This is a genomic window from Gimesia benthica, from assembly GCF_009720525.1.
In the GTDB taxonomy this organism is placed as follows: domain Bacteria; phylum Planctomycetota; class Planctomycetia; order Planctomycetales; family Planctomycetaceae; genus Gimesia; species Gimesia benthica.
This window is the reverse complement of sequence record NZ_CP043930.1, coordinates 4,767,087-4,780,999: the sequence shown is the minus strand read 5'-3', so window position 1 is coordinate 4,780,999 and position 13,913 is coordinate 4,767,087. Positions and strand designations below refer to the sequence as shown.

The window sequence follows — 13,913 nt, the reverse complement described above, 5'->3', positions numbered from 1 at the left end:
AACCGTATTATGAATAAGTCTACCAGACAAATCTCACTGTCCACTCTGTTACTGGTGGCTGTTATCTCTGCAGCCCTCTGTTTTGGGGTGGTGGCATTGCTGACGAATATTTTCGAACGCAAACAGGAAGCCCGTACAACGGTCATGCGGGTGGTTGAGATCGATGATAATACCACTGATCCCGCAGTCTGGGGGAAAAACTTTCCACTGCAATACGATGATTATCTGAAAACAGCCGACATGGTGCAGACAACTTACGGCGGGAGTGAGGCGATTCCTCAGGCACCGACCGATGCCGACCCGCGCGACTTTGTTTCACGGAGTAAACTGGAACGTATTCCTCAACTGAAACAGATGTGGGCCGGGTATGCCTTTTCCAAAGATTATCGCGAAAAACGCGGACATGCCTTTATGCTGACCGATCAGCTCTATACCGAACGCCAGAAAGTCGGTCAGCCCGGGACCTGCATCCACTGCCATGCTTCCACGTACGTCCCGATGAAGGAACTCGGAGATGGGGACATCATGGCAGGTTTTGAGAAACTCAACACCATGCCCTACATGCAGGCCAAAGACCATGTAAAGCATCCCGTGGCCTGTATTGACTGTCACGAACCGGAAACGATGGCTCTGAGAATCACCCGCCCCGCGTTCATGGAAGGCATCGCCGCCTATAAAGCCTCACAGGGAATCGAAGACTATGACGTCAACCGTGACGCCACGCGGCAGGAAATGCGTTCTTATATCTGTGGACAATGTCACGTGGAATACTATTTCAAAGGGGATAAAAAACGGCTGACCTATCCCTGGGCGAAAGGTCTGACGGTCGATGCCGCTTACGAGTATTACGAAGAAGAAAACTTCAAAGACTGGACGCACGCGGAAACAGAAGCGCCGATGCTGAAAGCTCAGCATCCGGAATTCGAGCTCTGGTCACAGGGCATTCATGCGCGGGCCGGCGTCAGTTGCGCGGATTGTCATATGGCGTATAAACGGGTGGGAGCAATGAAGATCAGTGATCATCATATTCGCAGTCCGTTACTGAATGTGAATGCCTCTTGTGGCACTTGTCATAAAGCAGACGACAAAGAGATGATTGCCCGCACTGAAATGATACAGGCTCGCCATCAGAAACTGGTGGAAGTTGCTCTGGACAGTGTGATCGATCTGGTGAATGACATTAACGCTGCGAAGAAGAAAGGAATCTCTGCTGAGAAGCTCAAGGAAGCGCAACAGTGGCAACGCAAAGCCACCTTCTACGTCGACTATGTCGAAGCCGAAAACTCCTCCGGTTTCCATGCAGGCCAGGAGGCAGCCCGGATTCTGGGCGAGTCGATCAACTACTCCCGCAAAGGACAGAATGTGCTGCATCAGGCCGCACAAGACTGAATCACATTTCTAAATCTTATTTATCAAAATCGCACAACGCATGTTGATTGGCTGATATGTGCCGGGTACCATCGAAGGTATCTATCACTCCGCGATCAGCCCCAGCTCAGATCGCACCAGCCCTCACCTGATACCAGGAAACGATCAGCATGTATCGACTCTCGCTCTGCCTCGTGCTTGTTTTCATGCTTTCTCCACTGGCTGCCGCTGGTGAATCCGCAACTCAGAAGACTCTGGAATGGAAGGCAGGGGCCGCTTCCGCGAAGATCACGCCTGACAAACCTTTAAAGATGGCGGGCTATGCGGGACGGAAAGAACCGGCAGAAGGCACCGAACAGGATCTGTATGCGAAAGCCCTCGCGGTAGAGGATCAGCAGGGAAATCGGGTGGTCTTTCTGACACTCGACCTGATCGGTGTGATCGATCGTCTGAGAAGTGATGTGACCAGCCAGGTGCAGGATAAATATAAACTCGATCCTGCAGCGCTGCTTATGAATGCTTCACATACGCATTGCGGTCCGGCCTACGGCCGCGATGACGCCCAGGAATATTATGACCAGCTATCAACAACACTGGTAAAAACCATTGGACAGGCGATTGAAAACCTGCAACCGGCACAACTCAGCTGGTCTGCGGCCCGCTGTTCTGTTGCTATGAACCGCCGCACGCCAACCGCGACCGGATATCGTAATCATCCCAATCCCGATGGACGCGTGGATCATCAGGTCCCCGTTCTGCGGGTCGATGATGCTGAGGGGAACCTGAAAGCAGTCATGTTCGGTTACGCCTGTCACAATACGACGATGGGCTTCCGCAAATGGCTGGGAGACTATGCCGGTTTCGCACAGGAATATTTTGAGAAAGATCACCCCGGTGTTACAGCCCTGTTTATGATGGGCTGTGGCGGTGACCAGAATCCATATCCCCGTAGCGAGCTGCACTATGCTCAGAAACATGGACGCTCACTGGCAACCGCGGTCGAGGCTGCCCTGGAGGTCAACCAGCGGAGTCTGCTGCATCAGCACAAGTTGCATGGTCCGCTGAAAGCCGCCTACGGCACTGTCGAACTGGAGTACCTGCCCGAGAAGAAGCGGGAGCCCTGGGATTACCCGGTGCAGGTGATACAGTTTGGGAAGGATCTGACGCTGGTGGCTTTGGGTACGGAGGTCGTCATCGATTATGCCCTGCGTATCAAACAGGAACTGTATGAGGAAGAGGGTCCCGCGGTCTGGGTCGCCGGTTATTCGAACGTCTATTCCGGTTACATTCCCAGTAAACGAGTGCTGCTGGAGGGGGGCTACGAAGCGAGTCGTCCCTATAAACCCGATGTGGAAGAACGCATCATCGGAAAGGTACTCGAACTCAACGAAAGCCTGTCAACCCAGGAATCAAAGTAAACCGACATCAGTCAATTCCTTCGGGAGAGAACTGCATGTACCCAGCCTGCAGAACAATTTCACAGAGAGTCACGACGCTCAGTCTGATTCTGTTGTCGCTGACCGTCACCAGTGTTGTGAAGGCCGAGAAGCCTACTCCCGGTCTGGAACTGTTCGAGAATAAAATCCGACCGGTGCTGATTGAGCATTGTTACGAATGTCATTCTGCAGCAACCACAGACATCAAAGGGGGACTGCGAGTTGACAGTCGTGAGGCGATTCGCAGTGGGGGAGAATCAGGCGCTGCGGTGGTTCCGCATCAGACCGGGCAAAGCCTGTTGCTCGATGCGCTCCGACATGAATCATTTGAGATGCCGCCGGGCAAGAAGCTGCCTGGGGAGGTCATTGCCGACTTTGTCAAGTGGGTGGAGCTGGGAGCACCGGACTCCCGCGATCAACCGCCGAGCGTCGATGAGGCCGCCTCGCTCTCCTGGAAAGCGATCTTCGAAAAACGACGTCAGTGGTGGAGTCTGCAACCACTGCAGAAGGTTACGCCTCCCGTCGTGGCGGGCAATGACTGGTCTGAACGGCCCTTAGATCGTTTTCTGTTAGAGAAGTTGCAGCAGTCACATTTACAACCTGCCAAAACTGCGAGTCCGCGAACTCTCATCAGGCGACTTTCGTTCGTATTAACGGGACTGCCTCCCACACCTGAAGAAGTCGAGGCGTTCGTCTCAGCAGCAAAACAGGATCGTCAGGCTGCCTACGAGGGACTGGTAGACCGGCTGCTGGCTTTGCCTCATTATGGGGAGCGATTTGCCCGGCACTGGATGGACGTCGTGCGATACACGGACACTTACGGTTACGAATGGGATAACCCGGCCAAGGGTTCCTGGGAGTATCGCGATTATCTGATTCGCGCATTCAACCAGGATGTGGGCTATGATCAACTGGTGCGTGAGCAGATTGCGGGCGACCTGTTATCGGAACCACGGATTAATCGGCAGATCGGATTTCAAGAAAGCCTGATCGGCCCGATGTTCTACCATATGGGCGAACATCGCCACGGCGACAGCATCAATTTTAACGGCATTCACCAGGAGATGGTCAACAATAAGATTGACGCCTTCTCAAAAGCGTTTCTGGCGAGTACTGTTGCCTGCGCCCGCTGTCACGATCATAAGCTGGACGCCATTTCCCAACGCGACTACTACGCGATGGCAGCAGTCTTCATGACTCCCCGCTGGACATCACGCGTGATTGATGCCCCGGGTAAACAGGATGTACTGATCGGGCAGTTACATACACTTCGAAATGAAATCCAACAGGATTTAAAACAGGTCTGGAGTCAGCAGGCCGAGCAGTTCACCTCGGAGCTGGCGACAGCCCTCAATCCCTCTGCTGAGGACTACCGTTCCCGTATCTGGCGCGAAGCACTCGGATTGACTACAGAAAAAGAACAGAAGTCCGTCAAATTAAAAACAGGGGACATCGCCTGGCCGGCTAATCAACTGTTGAAATTCTCCACGCCAGCTGAAATCAAAACAAACTGGGAACAACTGCAGGCAGCCTGGCGCACTGCCAGTGAAACACATCGCCAACAGAACAAAGAACGCTTTAAGGTACTGACTGACTTCTCAAAACCTGGTTTTCCTGAAGGCTGGCAGGTCGAAGGAGACGGCATTCGTTTTGGATATGTCACGGAAGGGACACCTTTAGTCTCCTTGGAGGGAGAGCAACTGATCCAGCAACTGCTGCCCCGGGGATATCACACACATGCACTCTCCTCCAAATTACCGGGGGCGATCCGACCACCGTCTGAGCGAGAGCTGCCGGGAGAGATAGTCAGCCTGAATGTGGCTGGCGGTGAGTGGAGCGGTTTTCTCCGCACACCGGACAATGCATTTCAAACTGAGAATGTGATCTTTTTTGATCGAAGCGAGCCAGCCTGGCAGACCTTTGCTGATCGTCCGCTGGTGAATGGGATTCAGCGGATGATGTTTGAAATCGCAACCAGCGATCTGAATCCCGATTTTCCACCCCGGACAGGAAAAACCCGGGCCGGCGGCAAGCTGCTGCCTGCGGAGGATTTTGGTTTTGATAAACGGAGCTGGTTCAGTGTGACGGAAATTGTCAGCCATGACCAACCGGGAACACCCGCGGATGAGCAGGCTCACTTCGCTACACTATATGATCAGACCGTTCCAAAAAATCAGTTTGAGGCCAGCCAGCGGATCGCAGTCTGGTTGACCGGAAGCGTGAAACGCTGGTGTCAGGATCAACCGAATGATGGTGACGTCACGTTGATCAACTGGCTGCTGAAAAACCGACTGCTGGATAATCATGTTGACATGAGTTCGCGTCTCAAGCAACTGGTCACTGAGTACCGCCACATCGAGTCGCAAATCCAGTTTGCTCACACCGCGAACAGTATGGATGAACGTGGTTTGACCGAATTTTCGTATCCACTCAATATCCGGGGGAATGTTGATGATCCCGGAAAACTGATTCCGCCTGACTTTCTGGAAGTCTTTGCCGGACGACATCAGGTTCCTCAGAGCCCGGGCAGTGGTCGACTGGAACTGGCAGAGTACCTGGTCAGTCCGGAACATCCTCTGACCGCACGAGTCTATGTGAACCGGGTCTGGCAGTGGGTTTTTGGAGAGGGACTTGTACGAACCCCCAATGACTTCGGGCACCTGGGTGAGCAACCCATGCATCCGGAACTGCTGGACTATCTGGCGCAGGAATTCATGGCAGATGGCTGGTCAACCAGACGCCTGGTACGCAGGCTGGTGCTGACACGAGCGTTTCAACAGTCGGGAACCGTGTCTGAACAGTCTAAAGACATCGATGCAGACAACCATTTATGGCATCACTACCCGACCCGTCGACTAGAGGCTGAGGCGATTCGCGATTCGCTGCTGACGGTATCAGGCAGTCTGGACCGACGGTTGTATGGTCGGCCGATTGAAGTGCCCCGATCAAAACCCGATCCTGCGAAACGACTGTTCGATGGCCACCTGGATGGTGCAGGGCGGCGCTCGATTTATCTGCGGATGTCGATCATGGATCCTCCCCGGTTTCTGGTTGGCTTTAATTTACCGGATTTAAAACTCCCCACCGGCAAACGAGATGTCACTAATGTCCCTAACCAGGCCTTGATTCTGATGAACGATCCGTTTGTCATCAGTCAGGCAGAGGAATGGTCGAAGCGTCTGATTACGGATTCAAGTGAAACAGTGGAACAACGGTTACAGCAGATGTTTCTGACTGCCTATGGACGCCATCCCGAAGCGAGTGAAGTCAAACGCTGGACAGCGTTGATTGAAGAACTGGGAGGGACGCGTGAGCAGAGCGGGTTGCTGCAGAATCCCGAAGTCTGGCGGCATGTGGCTCACGCCATGTTTAATACCAAAGAATTTATTTATTACCGGTAACTGATATGCAGAGCTCATCATTCAGCAACAGTCGCTGCCCCGGGGCATTGCCCGTCAATTCCCGCCGTGGCTTCCTCAAGCAGACGAGTGCCGGCTTTGGCTGGTTGGCGCTGGCGGGTCTGCTGGGTGAGCAGAGTCGATTGCAGGCAGCACCGCAATCAACGCCGCCCCACCATACGCCGCGTGTCAAAAATGTCATCTTTTGTTTCATGGATGGCGGGCCCAGTCACGTGGATACATTCGATCCCAAGCCGGCATTAAAAACGCATGAAGGGAAACCAATCGGGGCAGGGGCCGTTTCCAAGCGATCTCAATCGAGTGCTGGTCGGGTCTGGCTGGGAAGTCCCTGGAAATTCCGACAACGGGGTGAGAGCGGTCTCTGGGTCAGCGATCTGTTTCCGCAGCTGGCTCAAGTGGCTGACGAACTATGTGTTGTACGTTCCATGGTGGGAGAACTGCCCTTACATGGTCAACAGAATCTGTTGTTGCACACGGGGCGGATCATCGGACAGGCACCGAGCATGGGGGCCTGGGTTTCTTATGGACTGGGTACCGAGAACCAAAATCTTCCCGCCTACGTCGTGTTGAATAACGACTGGGTACCGAATGGAGGCCTGGAAAACTTTGGCAGTTCGTTTCTCCCCGCTACACATCAGGCAACGCAGTTACGTGCGAAAGGCGTCCCCGTGGATAACATCCGGCCCGGTGATTCACTATCGCTGCAACAGCGCAAGCTGGAACTGCTGGCTGCACAGGACCAGATCTTTGCGGACAAAGCCTCTGCAGCTTCACCCATTGAGAGTGCGATCGCCAACTACGAAACCGCGTTTCGGATGCAGACCCTGATTCCCGAAGTCTCCGACATCAGTCAGGAGCCTGCTTACATCCAGCGCGAGTATGGCGTTGATTCGACCGACGAACATCAGCACTACTACGCAACCCAGGCACTGCGGGCCCGGCGGCTTGTCGAAGCGGGAGTCCGATTTGTGGAGATCACGTGTCCCAGTTTCGACAGCAATAACAGTCCCTGGGATCAGCATGGGCAGCTCAAGAAAAACCATGAGAAGAATGCGCGGATTACAGAACAGTCCGTGGCGGCGCTGATTGTCGATCTGAAACGACGTGGTCTACTCGATGAAACGCTGGTTGTCTGGGCAGGTGAAATGGGACGGACTCCCCATACGCCGAAAGTCACACCTACCTGTGGTCGCGACCATCATGTCAACGGTTACAGTCTGTTTCTGGCCGGTGGTGGCTTTAAACCGGGAATCACATTCGGAGAGACCGACGAATTCGGGAATGCGGTCGTCGAACACCCACTGTCGATTCATGACATCCATGCGACGATTCTGCATCAACTGGGACTGGATCATGAAGCACTGACGTTTCGACATGGGGGCCGTGACCACCGTTTGACCGATGTGCACGGACATGTAATCCAGGAGATATTGAGTTAAAGTAGCGATCCATGAAGTTCCAGTTAAATGTCAGATTCGAATCTGTTTTCAATGACTCTTGAGTTGCCGGGCCCCTCTCAGAGACTTTAAAATCAGTGTATCCATCCCGGAAGGCCGTCCACGGTAAATCCACCGTCGCATCTGCCGTTCCCATAACGCGTGCTCAACGCAGACACATTCAAATAAATCCCACCCGCCAGTTCCACTGAAACAGGTATATTACATATGTTTGATTACAAACGGCTTAATGAAGCAGTTAAAGCAGAGAACGGTATCAGCCGTCGTCTCTTTCTTTCCTATGGTGCAGCGCTGTCGACTCTTCCTTTACTGGGTCGGGCCAGTTGGGCGAATCCCTCTCCCGTTTTCCAGAAAGATCCATTCACGCTGGGTGTCGCTTCCGGCGACCCGGACTCGACCAGTGTGATTTTATGGACCCGCCTCGCTCCCGAACCACTGCAGCCCCACGGCGGGTTAGGTCCCCAGCCGATTGAAGTCAATTGGGAACTGGCGGAAGACGAAGGCTTTCAGAAGCTGGTAGCATCAGGTACAGCCTAGGCAACTCCACAGCTCGGGCATTCCGTGCACGTGGAAGCGAAAGGCCTGAAACCCGATCACTGGTACTGGTATCGTTTCCGGGCAGGCGATGCCGTCAGTCCTGTGGGACGCACGCGGACAATGCCTGAAACCACCGCGATGCCGGACCAACTGAAATTTGCATTCGCCAGCTGTCAGAACTATGAACAGGGACTGTTTACCGCCTACGAACAGATGGCCCAGGACGACCTCGACCTGGTCTTCCACCTGGGCGATTACATCTACGAATATCAGTCTGGCAGAAACGGCAAGATCCGCACACACTTTGGTCCCGAGATCGAATCACTGGGCGACTACCGAATTCGCCACTCCCAGTACCGCGCCGATCCATTGCTGCACAACATGCATGCAAAATGTCCCTGGTTTGTAACCTGGGATGACCATGAATTTGATAATAACTGTGCCGCTGATGTTTCCGAAGAACTGGATGCCGACCCGATTGACTATCTGCTCAGACGGGCCAACGCTTACCAGGCATACTACGAAATGATGCCGCTGAGACCTGGTTGCCTGCCTCAGGGACCGCATATGCAGCTCTATCGCCAGGGTGGTTTTGGACGACTGGCAGATTTCTTTGTGCTGGATACGCGCCAGTATCGTTCCGATCAGCCGAATGGGGATAAAAAATCTCCGTTGAATCAATCAGCTATGGCACGCAGTAACTCACTGCTGGGTGGTCCACAGCGGAACTGGCTGCAGTCCCAGTTGATCAGCTCAAATGCGACCTGGAACGTTCTGGCCCAGCAGGTGATGATGGGCATGGTGAGTTTCTCTTCGAAAAACGAAGAGCGGGTCTATTCCATGGACCAGTGGCCCGGCAGTGCCTATGAACGGATGCAGTTGCTGCAATTCATGGCTGATCGCCGCGTCCCCAATCCGGTAGTGTTAACAGGTGACATTCATTCCAACTGGGTGAATAATCTGCGCGTGGATGACCGCAAGCCGGAATCACCTGTCGTGGCGACCGAATTTGTTGGAACCTCTATCAGCAGTGGTGGGAACGGTGTAGAGAAACGAAAAGGGCACGCTGACATTCTCTCACACAACCCCTGTGTGCAGTTCCAGAACTCCGAACGCGGCTATGTCCGCTGCACAGTGACTCCTAAAGACTGGACCAGCGAGTACATGGTTGTGGATGATGTTACCCGTCCCGGGGGACATGTCACTCCGCGGGCTGCATTCGTCGTCGAAGCGGGTACTCCGGGAGCACAACCGACTTAAGACCACAATCCACATGCTGACATTCGACTGAGATCAGAGCACCGAAGGAGGCTCGGTCTCAGTCGGCGTCTGCTGTGTAATCCAGTGCAGAAGCGTTTTCGCGAGCACTTTGCTGTTGACTGGTTTACTGAGGTAATCATCGCAACCTGCGTCGAGGCACTTCTGTCGATCTTCGGCCATGGCGTGCGCGGTGAGTGCTACGATGGGTAGCCCTGCGCCTGCAGCACGAAGCGTGCTGGCCAGAGTGTATCCATCCATTTCAGGCATCTGCATGTCTGTCAGCAGAAGCTGGAAAGGTTGTCCTGCCTGTTCTGCTTCCTGGAACTTGCGCAATGCAATCGCTCCGTTGTCGGCGACATCGACTTCGGCCCCTTTCTTCTTGAGCAGGAAGGAAATCAGTCGCTGATTGTCGGGACCATCTTCAGCGAGCAGAATACGAGTACCTGCAGGAAGAGAGTGTATTGCGGGTGACGTTTGATGCTCAGTCTGTTCGGGGTCGTCCTGCAAACGACTGGTGATATATCTGGTTTCGGCGACGGTCTCTATGGGAAGTAGCAGTCGAAAACAGGTTCCGGTGCCTTCCTCAGTCCAGACGAGCGAGACCTCTCCGTTCATCAGTCGGGCCAGTTTCCGTGAAATCACCAGCCCCAGTCCTGTTCCTCCATGCTGGCGAGTGACCGAGGTATCGGCCTGGGAAAAGGCGTTGAAAATTTTCTCTGCCTGTGCGGAGGACATGCCGGGGCCGGTATCCCGGATATCAAATTGCAGAAACGCTGTCTCGCCCTGCTGAGACAGTTCTACAATGAGTTGAATCTGTCCCTGCTCGGTAAATTTGACAGCATTACCGACCAGATTCATCAGGATCTGACGCAGTCGGGTGGGATCGCTTTTAATGAGATCGGGAATTGGATTCTGAATCCGTGTCACCATCTCAACTCCCTTTTCCGTTGCCGGGGGACGCAACAAGCTCTCGATATGGTCCAGAATATGGAACACCTGGGTCGTTGTGTAATCGAGCTGCACTTTCTGGGCTTCAATCTTGGAGAGATCCAGAATGTCGTTGATGACCGTCAGCAGATGATTGCCCGCCTCCTGGATGGTATTCACTGCCTGATCCCGTTTTCGCGGTGACGTTGAAAATTCAGAATCATTTTTCAGCAGGTCGGCATATCCCAGAATCGCAGTCAGCGGCGTGCGAATTTCGTGACTCATGTTTGCCAGGAATTCACTTTTACTTTGAGAAGCCGCCAGCGCTGCTTCCTGTGCCTGTTTGAGTTCGGTGATGTCATTACGAATCGCGAGATAGCCTGTGGGAGTTCCTTCCCCGTCTTTCATCGTCGCGATTGTCGTATCGACCCAGTAGGGTTCACCATTTTTACGCCGATTACAGATTTCCCCCTGCCACATCCCTTCTGAAGCAATGGTGCGAAACACCTCTTTCCAGAATTCCCGAGAATGCGTGCCGGAATTGACGATGCTGTGAGTCTGCCCGATCGTTTCCGCTTCGGTATATCCACTGACTTTACAGAACATTTCATTCACATGACGGATAGTACCATTCAAATCGGTTTCGGCCACAATCGCATGCTGATCCAGCACTTTCAGACAGAGTTCCAACCGCACAGTTGCTTCTCTGAGAGACTTCTCCAAAGCAATACGATCGGAAATATCTACGAGCACATTGACCGCACCAGTGAGTTCCCCCTCGAAATTGAATAGCGGGCTGACATGTGCGAGTGCGGTCTTGCGACTCCCGTCCTCGGACTCAACTACGATCTCACCCCCGTGAAGAGTTTTCCCAGTTTCCAGAGCAAGCGCCATCCAGCATTTCTCATGCGGAATCGGACTTCCATCAGTGCCGAATAATCTGAACGAACCACAGAAACGGTCCTCCGGATTTTCGATCTTTGGTTCCCGACCCCAGAATTCGGCTGCTGCCTGATTGTAATAGGTAATCAGTCCCTCGGTATCACAGGTGTATGCAGCGACCGGCAGGGCATCAATCAGGCGGCGGATCTTCTCCCGGCTGTCCAGCAGTTCCTGTTCTGCCTGTTTGCGCTCGGTAATATCATTTTCGATGGCCATGAAACCGGTCAGTTTACCATCGGCGTCCAGGATCGGATCAACCTTGAGATGAACCCAGTATTCTGCTCCTGACTTGTGATAGTTAATCACTTCTGTTTCGAAACTCTCTCCCTCGCGAATCTTTCGCGACATGTACTCGATGACCTGGGGATCGGTTTTCTCTCCCTGAAGCATGCCCCCCGGTCTCTGGCCCATGACCTCTTCGAGACCATAGCCTGTGATCCGCGTAAACCTGTCATTGACCCATTCCACACGCCCCTGGGCATCCGTGATCACGACACCATTCGTCGACTTACTGACTGCCGTTGCCAGTCGCGACAGTTGTTTTTCGTTCTGTTTCTGCAGAGTGACGTCGATGCCGACTCCAAGGAAGCCTTCGATCTGCTGATACTGATCGCGAATCGCTGTCACCGTCAGTTCAACGGTTCGATGGCTGCCGTCTTTACAGACATAGGTCCATTCACGCTTGTCAGAATCTCCCTGTTGCGCCAGTGCGATAAAGGTTTCAAAATTTTCAATCTTACGTCCGAGTGCAGTAGTCAATTCCCGGGCATGTTCTTCAATTTCTTCTGCAAGATGAAAAGATTCGGGAGTCTGAATGCCAATCATTTCCCTGGCTGAATACCCCAGCAACTGCTCGGCTCCGGGACTGAAAAGCGTGATAATCCCCTTGGGGTCGGTGGCAATGATGGAGACTTCCGTAGCCGCCCGGATGACGCCATCCAGATGCGCACGCGAAGTGTATTCGTCATACTGGAGGAGTAGAAAATCCGCTTCGCGCTGCTTTTCTTCGGTAATATCCTGAAAAGCCCCCACCAGGCGTACGGGGTTCCCCTGTTCGTATTCCAGTTCCCCCTGAGCTCTCACCCAGATATGTCGCCCTTTCGCTGTAATGAAGGGGAGCTTGAGATCCCAGGACTGCCCGGTTTCGATCGATCGTTCCAGCGCATTTTGCAAAACGGGACGTGCCTCAGGTGCATAAAAGCTGTACGCAGTCTCGATGGAAGGACGATATCCGGGCTCGACTTCATGGATCGCATACGTCTCCTGAGTCCAAAACAGTTCCCGCGTTTCGAGATCCAGGTGCCAACCGCCGATCCTGGCAACTTCACCAACACGCGATAACAGTTTTTCACTCTGGTTGAGTTGTAACTTCGTCAGCTGATAATCATGAATGTCCTCGACGGTCCCAATCAGTGTCCGCTGCTCCTCCCGTTCTCCGTTCAAGGCCTGAGCCTGAATTCGCACCCAGCGGGAGAACCCCAGCTGATTCCGGGTGCGAACTTTCAGATCGATTGGTTTACCTTCCTGTAAATGTCTCTCGATCGCTGATTCCCAGGATTCTCTGTTTCCCGCCCCTAGATGATTGAGAAATACTTCATACTGAGCGAGGGGGAACTCTGACTCTGCGGTGTAGCCAAACACGCGCCAGAATGACTCCGAACACCAGAATTCATTGGTCTGCTTTGTCCAGGACCAGGTTTCATGAAATGAAGCCGAGATGGACGCAGCCAGTTGGGATTGATTACTTTTCAGATTCTGTGTGCGTAAATCGAGATCCGTTTCTCTCTGGTCCAGGCTGTCCTGTCGCTTTCGGACACAGGTCAACAGATAGAAACTGGCTGCATAGGCTGTGACTGGCAATACCAGCCAGAAAAACCAGTGATGGGAAACAGAAGCCGCATGGCCTGTCTGCCCCTGGTCAGCATCAGGTAAGACAGACTGAAACTCCACCAGCAGGGGCATCAGTTTCTGCTCGCTGGTGAGAACCAGAGGCAACATGGCCTCGGGACTCTGTTGTCCTGATAATACTTTAAGAACATCTGATGTAATCTGTTCAAAGAGCGGGGTAATTTGGCTATCAAGCTTCGCGGCAGCGGGAGCAGAGTCTTTGAACGTCTGACTGAGCTGATGGTGCTGTGTATTCCACTGATTTAATAATTCGTCCAGTCTCTGATAGCTGCTGGCAGCCTGCTCCGGGTTACTCAACAACAGCAGGTGTTTGACAATTTCCGCCGTCTGAACCTGAAGTTGACTGACAGCCTGTTGCAGATGTCTCTCAGTTACGGATGCGGAAGCGGTCTGCGGCAGGAGTGACGGTTTCTGAAATAAAGACAGTACCACAATCAGTACTAAACTGGCGAGGCCTGCCTGCAGGTAAGGTGAATGAGCAACTTTTTTCCACCCGGAATACTCAACATGGACATAGTCCGCGTCATCGATACCTGAATCAGAACGAAAAATAGGCATGGCAGAAAATCAGGGAGAAACAGACGACTGACGACAGATAATTTGTCCCGTTGCAGATTTCATGGTGCAGGTTGTAAGTAATATCAAATCGCAACGCGGAT

Annotated in this window: 5 protein-coding genes and 1 pseudogene; 5 read left to right on the top strand and 1 reads right to left on the bottom strand. The window is 53.2% G+C overall.

Annotated elements, in window-relative coordinates; translation table 11 throughout:
• Positions 1 to 9 precede the first annotated feature (9 nt).
• The 5 genes and pseudogenes from F1728_RS18560 (at position 10) to F1728_RS18540 (ending at position 9,477) form a co-directional block, all read left to right on the top strand.
• The gene (locus F1728_RS18560) at positions 10 to 1,389 is read left to right on the top strand and encodes an ammonia-forming cytochrome c nitrite reductase subunit c552 (protein ID WP_155365338.1); all 1,380 of its coding nucleotides are present in this window, start codon (positions 10 to 12) and stop codon (positions 1,387 to 1,389) included.
• A 149-nt stretch (positions 1,390 to 1,538) separates the two neighbouring features.
• The gene (locus tag F1728_RS18555; protein WP_228030232.1) at positions 1,539 to 2,786 is read left to right on the top strand and encodes a neutral/alkaline non-lysosomal ceramidase N-terminal domain-containing protein; all 1,248 of its coding nucleotides are present in this window, start codon (positions 1,539 to 1,541) and stop codon (positions 2,784 to 2,786) included.
• A gap of 35 nt (positions 2,787 to 2,821) precedes the next feature.
• Positions 2,822 to 6,205 (top strand): PSD1 and planctomycete cytochrome C domain-containing protein, encoded by a 3,384-nt coding sequence (locus F1728_RS18550; RefSeq protein WP_155365337.1) that lies wholly within the window; start codon positions 2,822 to 2,824, stop codon positions 6,203 to 6,205.
• A gap of 5 nt (positions 6,206 to 6,210) precedes the next feature.
• Positions 6,211 to 7,662, top strand: a complete 1,452-nt coding sequence (locus tag F1728_RS18545; protein WP_155365336.1) for a DUF1501 domain-containing protein — start codon at positions 6,211 to 6,213, stop codon at positions 7,660 to 7,662.
• A gap of 225 nt (positions 7,663 to 7,887) precedes the next feature.
• Positions 7,888 to 9,477 (top strand): annotated as a pseudogene (locus F1728_RS18540) (alkaline phosphatase D family protein).
• Between the two features lie 33 nt (positions 9,478 to 9,510).
• Here the strand turns inward: F1728_RS18540 and F1728_RS18535 are convergent.
• On the bottom strand, positions 9,511 to 13,812 hold the full coding sequence (locus F1728_RS18535; protein WP_155365335.1) for a PAS domain S-box protein: 4,302 nt from the start codon (positions 13,810 to 13,812) through the stop codon (positions 9,511 to 9,513).
• Positions 13,813 to 13,913 lie beyond the last annotated feature (101 nt).

Bases quoted from the DNA above. Each gene is read 5' to 3' on its own strand.
- F1728_RS18560 (WP_155365338.1), top strand. From the start codon at position 10: ATGAATAAGTCTACCAGACAAATCTCACTGTCCACTCTGTTACTGGTG.
- F1728_RS18555 (WP_228030232.1), top strand. From the start codon at position 1,539: ATGTATCGACTCTCGCTCTGCCTCGTGCTTGTTTTCATGCTTTCTCCA.
- F1728_RS18550 (WP_155365337.1), top strand. From the start codon at position 2,822: ATGTACCCAGCCTGCAGAACAATTTCACAGAGAGTCACGACGCTCAGT.
- F1728_RS18545 (WP_155365336.1), top strand. From the start codon at position 6,211: ATGCAGAGCTCATCATTCAGCAACAGTCGCTGCCCCGGGGCATTGCCC.
- F1728_RS18535 (WP_155365335.1), bottom strand. From the start codon at position 13,812: ATGCCTATTTTTCGTTCTGATTCAGGTATCGATGACGCGGACTATGTC.